We start from the raw sequence: 10,801 nt of genomic DNA on the forward strand, positions 1-10,801 counted from the left end.
AATGTCTGCTCGCCGCAGCGCTCGACCCGCCCACCCGCATCGCCTTCATTCCGGGATCCGGGTCCCTTCGAAGCCCTCCCCTCAGAGGGTGAGCCCGAAGACGGGAACGCCGATGAAGTACACGGCGAGGGTGATGAGGACGATGCCCCCGAGGTTGAGCCACAGGCCGGTCTTCGCCATGTCGCCGATCTTGATGTAGCCGGAGCCGTAGGCGACCGCGTTCGGCGGGGTGGCCACCGGGAGCATGAAGGCGAAGGTCGCGGCCAGCGCCACGGGGACGACGAGCAGCATGACGTTCATGGGATTGTCCGAGGTGATGCCGATTCCCGTGGCGACCCCGCCCATGATCGGGAGGAAGGCCGCGGCCGTCGCAGTGTTCGAGGTGAGCTCGGTGAGGAAGATGACGAGCGCCGCGACCGCGGCGATGATGACGACGATCGGGAAGACGCCCAGCCCCTTCGCCTGCTCGCCGATCCAGAGGGAGAGTCCGAGCTTGGAGAACATCGCGGAGAGGGAGAGGCCGCCGCCGAAGAGGAGGAGGACGTCCCAGGGGAGGTCGTTCGCGGTCTTCCAGTCGAGGATCCTCGTGCCCGTTCGGAAGTCGGCGGGGATGAGGAAGAGGACTGCGGCGGTGACCATCGCGATGAGGGAGTCGGAGATGTTGAGTTCGGATCCGGTGAAGTCGAGGACGATCGGGACGAAGACCCAGGACAGCGCGGCGACGACGAAGACCACGGCGACGATGACTTCACCTCGGCTCATCCGGCCGAGTTCCCTCCACTGGCCCTCGATGAGTTCGCGCCCGCCCGGGATCTCGGAGATCTCGGGCCGGAAGAGGACGTAGACCATGAGCCACCACGCGAAGGCCATGAAGACGATGGCGAGCGGGGCGCCGACGAGCATCCACTGGCCGAAGCCGATGTCGATCCCGTAGTTCTCCGAGAGAGTCGCGACGAGGAGGGCGTTCGGAGGGGTGCCGATGATGGTGGCGACCGAGCCGATCGAGGCCGCATAGGCGATGCCGAGCATGAGGCCGGTCGCGAACTTCTTCACCTTCTCGATCCCGCCGACGAGTCCGGCGACGAGGTTGAGGACGGACAGGCCGATCGGGAGCATGACGACCGCGGTGGCCGTGTTGGAGACCCACATGGAGACGAAGCCCGTCGCGATCATGAATCCGAGGACGAGGCGCCTGGGCTGGGCGCCGACGAGGAGGACGACCCCGAGGGCGATCCTGCGGTGGAGGTTCCACTTCTGCATCGCGAGGGCGAGCATGAATCCGCCCATGAAGAGGAAGATCGTGTCCGAGGCGTAGGGGGCGGCGACTTCTTTGAAGCTCGCCACCTGGAAGGCCGGGAAGATGACGAGCGGGAGGAGCGCCGTGGCGGCGAGGGGGATCGCTTCGGTCATCCACCAGACTCCGAGGAGGACCGCCGCGAAGACGACGACCCGCAGACCGAGGTCGGTGAAGGGGACGAAGTCTTCGCCCGCCGAAGCGGCGGCGACTTCATTGACCTGATCGACGCCCGAGGCGGGGAAGAGGAAGAAGGCGAGGAGGGCCAGGGCGAGGCCGCCGACGATGCCGATGACCTGCCGCCTCCACTGACTCGCCTTGGGCGCTTCTTCGTCGAGGGCGCGTGGCGTTGATGTCGATGCGTGCGTGATGGGAACGCTCATGGCTGCACTCCTTCGGGCTGCCTTGAGGAAGGGACGGGGACTCGGCCACCATAAATGAGACTTAGGTCCCACTTTCGCAAAGGTGGGACTTCGGTCCCAAATTGTTACCTCTCGCAAGAATGCGCGGCGGACTCGCCCATCCGTTCAGCCCGGACCGCCCTCGGCGCGCGCCCTCCGCGCACACGCCTCCTGAGCGATGCGCGCGCCCTCCGGGTCACCGACTCGCGAAGCCGACGGGCAGGAGCGGGCACCCCGCGCAATGCAGGCGCGCCTCCTCCCCCGCGCCTCCGCCGCAGGCGCCCAATCCCGAGGCGCACAGGCTCTCGGCCCTGCCGAGCAGCCCCTGACGCTGCATCTCATCGACCATGAGCGCCGCCATCTGAGCGGGCACCCCCGCCTCAGCGGCCGCTGCGTTCACCGTCGCCCCTCGGCTCAAGGCGAGGAACAGGCGCTGACGCGCCCCGATGGGACGCGGCGCGGGCAGCTGCCGCGCGCTCCCCGAGGACGCGCCCCGCCCGCGCCCCAGCAGCTTCACAGGAAGAGTCTTCCGATCTGGAAGATCGCGACCGCCAACAGCCAGGCCGCCACCAGCTGCACGCCGACGGCACTCGCGGTGATCCGCCCGCCGACCTGTCGCGCCTGCTCGGCGACGGTCGCGAGGCAGGGCGTGTAGGCGAGCACGAAGACCATGAAGGCGAAGGCCGCCAGGGGCGCGGCGTCCCCCGCCGTGCCTTGGAAGGTAGAGGTGATGAGTTCGGGGAGCGAGCCGAGGTCGGAGCCGCCCTCCTCCGCATCGCCCGCCGTCGCCGGGTCGAGGTTGTAGGAGGTGACGATCGAGGAGATCAGGGTCTCCTTGGCGACGAAGCCCGTCATGAGGGCGCCCGTCATGTGCCAGTCCCCGAAGCCCGCCGGTTCGAAGGCGGGGACGAGCAGCTGGGCGGTCGCTCCGTAAACGGAGTCCTCCATCGGGAGTTCCTCATCGGCGAAGGAGTAGCCGCCCGCGACGGGGATCGCCGACATGAGCCACACGACGAGGGTCATGAGGACGATCACCTTGCCCGCGCCCTTGACGAAGGCCCAGGCGCGCAGCCACGTGGATTTGAGAGTGACGAGCAGTCGCGGCATCTGATAGGCGGGCAGGACGAGCATGAGGGGGGCCTCGCTCGCGTTCCTGTTGAGGAAGGGGCGCAGGACGAGGGCCGCGATGATGACGAGCAGGATCGACAGGACGTACATCGCGAAGATCACCGTCCCCGCATGAGCGGGGAAGAAGATCCTGGCGATCATGAGGTAGATCGTGAGCCGCGCGGCGCAGGAGGTGTAGGGGGTGATGAGCACCGTGATGAGGCGCTGGCGCGCGTTCGACAGGGTGCGCACCGCGGCGAGGGAGGGGAGGTTGCAGCCGAAGCCCATGATGAGCGGCATGATGACGCGCCCGTCGAGCCCGATCGCCCGCATCACCCGGTCGCCGAGGAAGGCCGCGCGGGCCATGTACCCGGAGTCCTCGAGGATCGAGATGAGGAGGAAGATGACGAACATCAGCGGGAGGAAGGAGGCGACGACGCCGAGGCCGGTCGCGAGCCCCCCGACGAGGAGCCCGTGGAGCCAGGTCCCCTGCCAGCCGAGGGCCGCAAGGCCGGCGTTGATGAGGTTGGCGAGGGAGACGGCCCCCGGGTCCTCGGAGGTGAAGAGCGCATCGAAGAAGTCCTGGACGGGCCCGACCCATTCGCCCGCGACTTTGAAGAGGAACCACATGAGCGCGAAGAACACGGGGATCCCCACGACCGGATGGAGGAGGAGCCGATCGATCCTGTCCGATCGCGACGGCTTCGCCTGATCGGCGCGCGCGCCGAAGGCGTCCGCCTCGACCTCCTCGACCCAGGCGAAGAGGTCGTCGGCCACGGCGAGGGGATCCTTCTCGCGCATCTTCGCCGCGGCGGCCGCGGCCGAGGAATCGGGGGCGGGCTCGCGCATGAGGCAGTCGAGGCCGCGCCCGCAGCCGCATTCGGGGTCGAGGGCCTCGTCGGCGCCGCGCTCCTCCTGCGCCATCTCGAGGGCGCCGAGGGCGGCGGTCGCGCTGTACCCGGGGGCCGCGGGATCGGGCTCGATGCCCGCGACGCGCGGCCGCGTCCGCAGGGCGGCGCGGACCATGTCTTCAAGGGCGTCAAGGCCCTTGTGCGAGCGGGGGTCGATCGCCATGACGGGGACGCCGAGGGCGCGGCCGAGCGAGGCGACATCGGTCGTCTCGCCCTCGTGGGCGGTGACGTCGGAGAGGGTGACGACTGCGGCGACGGGGCGGCCCGTGCGCGCGACCTGCGCGAGCAGGTAGAGCGAGCGCGTGAGGGCCGTCGCATCGAGGAGGACGAGGACGAGGTCGATGCCCCGGCCCCGAGCGGGGTCGGTGAAGGATCCGGGCGCTCCGGCGAGGGTGTCGACGACGACCTGCTCGTCGAGGGAGTTCGCGATGAGGGAGTAGGTGCCGGGCAGGTCGAGGATGCGGGCGCCGACGGCGGTCCATGCGCCGGCCATGACCTCGACGGTCGTGCCGGGCGCGTTGACGACGGCCTGGCGGGCGCCGGTGACGAGGTTGAAGAGGGTCGACTTGCCGACGTTCGGGTTGCCGACGAGGACGATCGTCGGATCGACCCTGAGGCGTTCTGCGTGCTCTTCGGGCACCGGGTTCGCCACGGCGGACGGGGCCGATGAGGGTGCGCATTTCGGGCAGCTCATGCGGCGACCTCCACGTCGATGCGCTTCGCGGAGCGCGCATCGACCGCGACGCGGGTGCCGGCGATGTTGAGGACGACGCCGCCGAAGGCGGCGCGGTTGGCGAGGTAGAACTCCGTGCCCGGTCGCAGTCCGAGTTCCTGGAGGCGGAGCCTGTGCGCGGGGTCGACGTCGATCCGCACGAGACGGCCGTGGCTGTTCCTGGGGCACTTCGAGAGCATCACGAAGGTAAGACTACACTTTGTTTTCTAATCCTTGATAAACAATCTCCCCCCTCGGCCCCGCCGACCCCGCCCTCGGCTCAGGGGCATCAGTCGCTCCGAGGAGCCCAAGGCGCCCCGCCGGAGCGTACGGGGCCTTCGGAGGTCATGAGGACGAACTCCCATCCGCGCCCGACCCCCCGCTCCTGCGCCCAGCGGCGGACCGCCTCCTCATCGACGCAATCGGCGCCCCCGACGACGAGGGCCGTCGAGAGCGCCTCCGCCAGAACCCCCGAGGCGCACATCACCGTCGCCTGGCGGATCCCCGAAGACGCGAAACGCCCCGAGCGCGGATCGAGGATGTGCCGGGCGAAGGGGGAGGCGGCACCGGGGAGCAGGGCTCCCGAAGTGGACAGGGAGCCCCGGGCGAGATCGACACGACTGCCCCATGAATCCTCGGGCCCTTCGGGATCGCGCAGGCCCACGCGCCAGGCGGACCCGTCCCTGCGCGAGCCGTGAACCGCGATCGAGGAGGTGCCCACGGAGACGAGGACCCCCTCCGCGCCCGCACTCGCCGCCGCGTCCCGGAGACGATCAGCCGTCTCCCCCTTCGCGATGCCGCCCAGATCGAGGCGGGGCCGCGGCCCCTCATCCCCGGCGATGCGCCAACGCCCCCTCGAATCCCTGTGAAGACGCGAGGGATCGCAGGCCCGCACGGCCCGCTCGACCTCCTCATCCGAGGGCGTCGGCGCGGGCCGGGCGCCCCCGGCCCCGGGGCTCCGCGCTCCTTTGAGGCCCCAGAGCTCGACGAGCGCTCCGACCAGGGGCGAGAAGGCGCCGCCGCTCGCCTCCGACAGCTCCACGGCGTCACGGAGGAGCGCGTCGCTGCGCCGGTCCACCGGGCACCAGTCGGTACTCGCATTGATGCGGGAGACATCCGAATCACTGCGGAAGACGGACCACAGGGATTCCAGTTCGGCGACGAGCGCGCAGGAGTCGCGGGCGATCGCGGCGGGATCACCGCCCCGGCCCGCAACATCGATGCGCGTCCCCATCGCGGGGAAGGAGAATCGCCAATCGGACTCGCCCCCCGCCAGGGGGAGGGACAGATCGATGAGGGCTCCCATCACCCCTGCTTCCCGGTCCCGCCGAGGTCCTCGTCGAGCCCCGGGTCCCCCTCGCCCGTCGAGTCCTTCAGACCGGGGATGTCGATGCGGTCGGCGCCGGCGTCCTCGACCCCCTGGGCGGCGCTGATCGCCCGGATCGCGGCCTGCATGAACTGGCTGTGCGCGACGGTCGCACCGGAGATGACATCGACCTTCGAGGGGTCGTCCTCATCGGTGAGCTGCTGGGAGTAGCGGGCGAAGGACTCGACCGCCTTCTGCGCCCGGGCGTAATAGTCCTCGTTGAACACCTGGCCCGACGAGTCCTTCCCGTACTCGCCGTCCTTGTCCGAGCCGTCGGCGCGCTTCGTCTCGTAGACGGTCTTCGTGATGTCGCCGCCCTCGACGCTGATCGTGATGACCCCGACGGCGCCCTGATCGTCCGGATTCGAACGCGCGCTCCACTCCCCGTCCCTCATCGGCACCGACATGTCGATCGTGTACGAGGGCGAGCAGGCCGCGAGCATCATCGCGCCCAGTCCGACGGCCCCGATCCCCAAAGCGTTCCTCATCGCAGTGCGGCCTTGTCCTTTCCGGTCGCCCTGAAGGGGCGATCCTGGTCGTGCAGGGTCTCCTTGAGGACCCTCCCGTGCTCGAGGGCGATCTCCCGCTGGCCGCAGCCCGCGACCCGGGCGTCGTGGGTGACGACCATGAGGGTCGTCCCCTCGCGGTGGAGCTGGCCGAAGAGGTCGAGGACGATCTCCTCGTTCCTCTCGTCGAGGTTGCCGGTCGGCTCGTCGGCGAGGATGAGCTTCGGGTAGTTGATGAGGGCGCGCGCGACGCACACCCGCTGCTGCTCGCCGCCGGAGAGCTGACGGGGAAGATGGGAGGCCCGATCGGCCAGGCCGACTCGGTCGAGGGCCTCCATGGCCTCGGCCTCGTCGGGCATCGAGTGGTAGTACTGGGCGACCATGACGTTCTCGAGGGCGCTGAGGTGGCCGATGAGATGGAACTGCTGGAAGACGAGGCCGATCGTGTCGCGCCGGATCTCGGTGAGCTCATCGCGGGTGAGGTCGGAGATGTCGTGCCCGTCGAGCAGGACCGTCCCCCGCGAGGGGGTGTCCATGCAGCCGACGATGTTCATCAAGGTCGTCTTCCCCGAGCCCGAGGGGCCGACGATCGAGAGCCATTGGCCCCGGGGGACCTGCAGGCTGATCTCGTCGATCGCGTGGAGGTCCCCGTAGATCTTCGACACCCCCCGCAGGTCGAGGAGGGGACGAGTCCGTTCTTCTTCAGTCATGCTTCTTCCTTCATTCTCCGCGCAGGACGAGGGCCGGATCGATGGCGGCGGCCCGTCTCACCGGGGGCAGGCAGGCGAGGACGGAGACGCCGATGGAGGCGAGGACGGTGATGACGAGGATCAGGACCGGCGCGTCGACGCTGCGGTGGAACACGTTGAGGGCGACGCCGGTTGCGAGGGCGTAGCCGAACAGGGCGCCGAAGCAGCCCCCTACGAGTCCGAGCAGCGCGCTCTCCCCGACGAATTCGACGACGACGGAGCGCGACGAGGCGCCGAGGGCCTTGCGGAGGCCGATCTCGGTCCGGCGTTCGGCGACGACGGCGACCATCGTCGTCGAGACGCCGATCATCGTGAGGGCGAGGACGATTCCCGTGATGATCGCGAGCAGGGAGCGCAGCATGTCGAGCACCCCCGAGTCGGAGGCGGCGAGGCGTTTGACGACGCGCGCCGAGACGTCCTGCGCCCCGCTCTCGATGGATTGGGCGATCTGGGCGAGGCGCTCGGACTCCGCGGCGATCGAGTACTCGACGATGCTCGGGGCGGGTTCGGCCCCGGTGATCCCTTGAATGTCGGCGGAGCCCGTGTACATGTAGCCGTCCTCGTTGCCGCCGGTTTTGAGGACGCCGGAGACCAGGAGGGAGAGGGGCTCGTCCTTCTGGGCCCGCGAGGACTGCCCGGCCGGATCCCGCTTCGGATCGAGGAGGGCGGAGACGAGGATCCGGTCGCCGGGGTTCGCGCCGATGGTCTGCGCGATCTCCTCCCCGATGAGGACTTCCCCGTCGCCGCCGGGCCAGGCGCCCTCGACGAACCAGTAGGGGTTCATGGCGCGGACCGAGGCCAGGTCGCTCCCCGCGGCGATGAAGGGCTGGTCGTTGATGAGAACGGTCGCGTATTCGAAGGCGGCGGAGCCGACGAGGAGGTCCTTCGGGACGGCGCGTTCGACCGCGGCCAGGGCCGCTTCGTCGAGCGAGGCGGCGCCCGGGCCCGGGGAGACGACGAGATTCGCCCCGTAGGAGCGGACTTCCCGGGCCATCTGCGCGGGGACGTCGATGGCGATCGTCGCCAGGCCCGACAGGGTGGTCGCGCCGATCGCGACCGCGAGGATCGCGATGAGGACCCGGGAGCGCCTGCGGATGATCGAGGACATGACCATCCGCCAGAACATCGTGCGACGGCTCATGCTCACCTTCCGTGGAGGACTTCCGCCGCGTTGAGGCGCAGCAGGTAGCGGATTGCGGGGACCGAGGCGCCGAGGACGACGAGGAGGACGAGGACGGCGACGAGGACGATGACGATCGGGGCGAAGGCGATCGCCGAGCCGAAGACCGCCTTCCCGATGATCTGGGCGAGGCCGATCCCCGCCCCGTAGCCGATCAGGCCGCCGACGCCGCCCACGAGGGAGATCTCGGCGAGGAAGAGGGCGATGATCGAGCCGTTCTTCGCCCCGATGGCTTTCATGAGCCCGATCTCGGAGGAGCGCTCCATGACGTTCGCGGTGACGAGGTTCGCGATGGCCAGGGCCGAGGAGGCGAGGGCCAGGAGGGTGACGAGCATCATGAGGAGCTGGGTCTTGGACAGGATCGTCCCCTCGGATTCGGCGATCAGGCGGACGGGCCTCGCCACGGAGTCCGTCATCACTTCTTCGATCTGGTAGGCGATCGATGAGACGTAGGCGGTGCAGTACCAGGTTTCGCGTTCGGAGACCGACAGCGAGCCGGGGTTCCTCGCCGCCTTGCGGGCGAGATCGTTGTCCGGGGTCGTCAGCGCGGAGACTTCGACGGACCCGACGGCCCCGGGGCGCCCGAGGAGCCGCTGCGCGAGGGCCAGAGGGGCGTAGACCCCTTCGTCGGCCTCGTCCCCGGAATCGAACACGCCCGTGATGACGGTTTCGATCCTCTCCTCCCCGCGGCTGAGGACGAGGGGATCGCCGGCTTTCAAGGAGCGCTTCGCCGCGTAGGAGGAACCGACCATGACGCCCGCGGGATCGGACTGCGAAGCCCACTCCCCCTCGATGGTCCACCATCCACGCAGACGGTCCAGGCCCGTGTCGACGCTCTCCCCGGTCGCCAGGTCGAGATGGTGGGAGAACCACGTGCCCGTGACGGTGACGGGCCCGCCCTCGGCGTCGAGCGCCTCGACGGGCAGGAGGGGCGCGAAGTCGAGGATGTTGTAGGTCCAGAAGATCGTCTTAATGTTCTGGAGCTCGTCTTCGCGCAGATAGGACTCGCCGGCCCCCTGCGCGCCGTAGAGGTCTTCGAGGACGGCGGCTCCGCGCGGGCGGACGACGATGTTCGCCCCGTAGGACTTGAGCTCCTGATTGACCTTGTCCCCGACGTCGAACATGACCGAGAGCATGGAGGCTGCGACCGCGGCCCCCAGGGCGACGGTCAGGGCGATGAGGAGATGACGGTTTCCGCGCCGCACGAGGGCGCGCGAGAGCATCCTGATGAACATCAGCGCCGCCCCCGTCGCACGGCGACAAGGATGCGGCGTTCGTTCCGCCTCATGCGAAGACCCCTTCACTCGCCTCCAGGACGCTCAACGGCACGGTCAGCGAGCCGTTCGAGACCGTGTATTCGATGGGGATGGGGTTGCATCCGCCTTTGAAGCCGATCGTCGCGATGTTCATGGCGACTTCGCAGAGCTTGCAGATGATCTTCCCGTCCTTCTCGTAGTAGCCGCTCGGACCGCAGATCTCGCAGGCGTCGAGGCCGACCCCGAAGGAGGATCCGGCTTTTTGGATGACGATGAAGCGGACTTCGACCCCCGACTTCGTCGTGTAGGCGAAGCGGTGGAGATGCCCGTCGGAGATCTTGGCGACATCGATCACGGCCTGCTCCTCGACGACCGAGTAGGACTCCGGTTCGGAGAGCTCGACCTCCGCGGATCCGACGGCCACGCCCAGGGTGATGAGGAGGGCGCCGCACAGGTAGCCCCCTGCGGCGGCCCCGGCGATCGTCTTCCAGAGCCTGGCCCGCGCGCGATTGAGGCGCCCCTCGGCGGGATTGGCCCCGCTCCCGGGCATCGTCCTCCCCTCGGCCCAGGTGAGGGCGGCGAGGACGAGGAGGACGCACATGCCAGCGAGCGGGAAGACGGCTTCGTGGTTGATGAACCACGAGAGGGCCTTGAAGGCCGAGTTGGACATCTCGATGACCCGCTGGGCCTGGAGGATGCGGATGATGAGGAGCGCGTGGGTGAGGGCGAGGACGGCGGGGACGAGGACCATGGGCCAGCGCCGCTGCGCGAGGGAGGTGAGCTTCCATGCGAGGGCGCCGAGGAGGGCGGCCGCCGCCCAGCCGAGGACGTATCCGGTGAAGGCGAGAACCGTCTGGGTGGAGGGCGTCCCGCTTCCCGCGGGCACCAGCATGACGGCTTGGGCCATCGCGCTCGGTGCGCTCCGGAAGAGCACGAGGGCGATGTAGGCGGCGATGAGGGGGCGCAGCGAACGGTCGAGGAGCGGCGCGCCTTCGGGGCGGCGCGCCCGCAGGAGGATGAGGACGGCCACGCCGATCGCGAGGCCGATCGCGAGGGGGAGGCTCCACAGGGCCACGGTCTGCCGGTTGACGGCTTTCGGGGCGAGGGTGTTGACGAGGGTGAGGAGGAGGGAGGCGAGGAGGCCGAGCGCGAGACCGGTTCCGATCGTCCATGTCCGGACGCGCCGGGCAGATCGCCCTCGTCCGCCCGCGGGGACGGCGGGGACGATCACTCCGATGGCGAGCGCGCTGAGGAGCAGGACGAGAGTCGTCTGCCCCATCTGCTCGATCATGACTCGTCCTCCTCGTGCTCGCTAGAGC

General features: G+C 69.3%; 10 protein-coding genes. All 10 read right to left on the reverse strand.

Annotated features, from left to right (window positions below):
* Positions 1-81 precede the first annotated feature (81 nt).
* The 10 genes from ACQY7V_RS00730 to ACQY7V_RS00775 all read right to left on the reverse strand — a co-directional run bounded on the left by ACQY7V_RS00730 (position 82) and on the right by ACQY7V_RS00775 (position 10,773).
* Entirely contained in the window at positions 82-1,677 is a 1,596-nt protein-coding gene (locus ACQY7V_RS00730) for an SLC13 family permease (RefSeq protein WP_428638456.1), read from the reverse strand.
* A gap of 214 nt (positions 1,678-1,891) precedes the next feature.
* On the reverse strand, positions 1,892-2,212 hold the full coding sequence (locus ACQY7V_RS00735) for a hypothetical protein (RefSeq protein ID WP_321082801.1): 321 nt from the start codon (positions 2,210-2,212) through the stop codon (positions 1,892-1,894).
* Positions 2,209-4,407 (reverse strand): ferrous iron transport protein B, encoded by a 2,199-nt coding sequence (gene feoB / locus ACQY7V_RS00740; protein ID WP_428638458.1) that lies wholly within the window; start codon positions 4,405-4,407, stop codon positions 2,209-2,211. The genes ACQY7V_RS00735 and feoB overlap by 4 nt, the downstream gene beginning before the upstream one ends.
* A complete protein-coding gene (locus tag ACQY7V_RS00745; RefSeq protein WP_184454365.1) occupies positions 4,404-4,625 on the reverse strand; it encodes a FeoA family protein in 222 nt (73 codons plus the stop codon). The genes feoB and ACQY7V_RS00745 overlap by 4 nt, the downstream gene beginning before the upstream one ends.
* 89 nt (positions 4,626-4,714) lie before the next feature.
* On the reverse strand, positions 4,715-5,731 hold the full coding sequence (locus ACQY7V_RS00750; protein ID WP_428638460.1) for an FAD:protein FMN transferase: 1,017 nt from the start codon (positions 5,729-5,731) through the stop codon (positions 4,715-4,717).
* A complete protein-coding gene (locus tag ACQY7V_RS00755; protein WP_184451701.1) occupies positions 5,731-6,279 on the reverse strand; it encodes an FMN-binding protein in 549 nt (182 codons plus the stop codon). Before ACQY7V_RS00755 ends, ACQY7V_RS00750 begins: the two co-directional genes overlap by 1 nt.
* Complete coding sequence (locus ACQY7V_RS00760; protein ID WP_277299403.1) at positions 6,276-7,007, reverse strand: ABC transporter ATP-binding protein; 732 nt, start codon at positions 7,005-7,007, stop codon at positions 6,276-6,278. Before ACQY7V_RS00760 ends, ACQY7V_RS00755 begins: the two co-directional genes overlap by 4 nt.
* 10 nt (positions 7,008-7,017) lie before the next feature.
* Positions 7,018-8,187 carry an ABC transporter permease gene (locus tag ACQY7V_RS00765; RefSeq protein WP_428638463.1) on the reverse strand — a complete coding sequence of 390 codons (1,170 nt, stop codon included), beginning with the start codon at positions 8,185-8,187 and terminating at the stop codon, positions 7,018-7,020.
* A gap of 2 nt (positions 8,188-8,189) precedes the next feature.
* Positions 8,190-9,461 (reverse strand): ABC transporter permease, encoded by a 1,272-nt coding sequence (locus tag ACQY7V_RS00770; RefSeq protein WP_184451698.1) that lies wholly within the window; start codon positions 9,459-9,461, stop codon positions 8,190-8,192.
* Between the two features lie 49 nt (positions 9,462-9,510).
* Positions 9,511-10,773, reverse strand: a complete 1,263-nt coding sequence (locus tag ACQY7V_RS00775; RefSeq protein WP_154475218.1) for a DUF2318 domain-containing protein — start codon at positions 10,771-10,773, stop codon at positions 9,511-9,513.
* Positions 10,774-10,801 lie beyond the last annotated feature (28 nt).

It is taken from the genome of Schaalia sp., assembly GCF_050312375.1.
Lineage (GTDB): Bacteria > Actinomycetota > Actinomycetes > Actinomycetales > Actinomycetaceae > Pauljensenia > Pauljensenia hyovaginalis.